We start from the raw sequence: 448 nt of genomic DNA, 5'->3' as shown, positions 1-448 counted from the left end.
CTGTTGCCGTGGCGCAGGGTGTTCTTCACGGTCAGCGCGTCGGTCAGGCCGTGTTCGATGGCGAAGGTGGCGATATCCACCCGGCTCTTGCGGAAGTCGCGACCGCTCAGGCCATAGAAGTTGTCGCTGTCGCCGCCATCATCCGGCTTGCTCGGGTGGGCCGAAGTACGGGCGGCGCTGCCAGCCAACGGGATGCTGTACGGGATGCCCGAATCCGGCAGGTCGTCGCTTTCCAGGTGTTAGTAGTCGAGGTTGACGCGGTTCGGCGTGCCCAGGCCGAAGGCCAGCGACGGGGCGATGCCCCAGCGGTCGTAGTTCACCTTGTCGCGGCCGGCAACGTTGCTTTCATGGGTCATCAGGTTCAGGCGGCCGGCCGCGGTATCGTTGAATTGGTAGTTACCGTCGAAGGTATAGCGTTGGGTCTGGTCGCTGCCCCAGGTCCAGGCAC

At 64.5% G+C, this 448-nt stretch carries 2 protein-coding genes; both read right to left on the bottom strand.

Annotated elements, in window-relative coordinates:
- On the bottom strand, positions 1–188 hold a 188-nt coding region (locus ACTHTY_RS11975), incomplete at its 3' end, for a hypothetical protein (RefSeq protein WP_440367855.1).
- 51 nt (positions 189–239) lie between these two features.
- Positions 240–448, bottom strand: a 209-nt coding sequence (locus ACTHTY_RS11970) for a hypothetical protein (protein ID WP_440367853.1), incomplete at its 5' end; no start/stop codon positions are given.

Origin of the sequence: Neisseria sp. P0019.S002 (assembly GCF_051957155.1) — a bacterium.
GTDB classification, from domain to species: Bacteria; Pseudomonadota; Gammaproteobacteria; order Burkholderiales; family Neisseriaceae; genus Neisseria; species Neisseria perflava.
The sequence above is the reverse complement of the archived record's forward strand: the minus strand, read 5'-3'. Positions and strand labels throughout refer to the sequence as shown.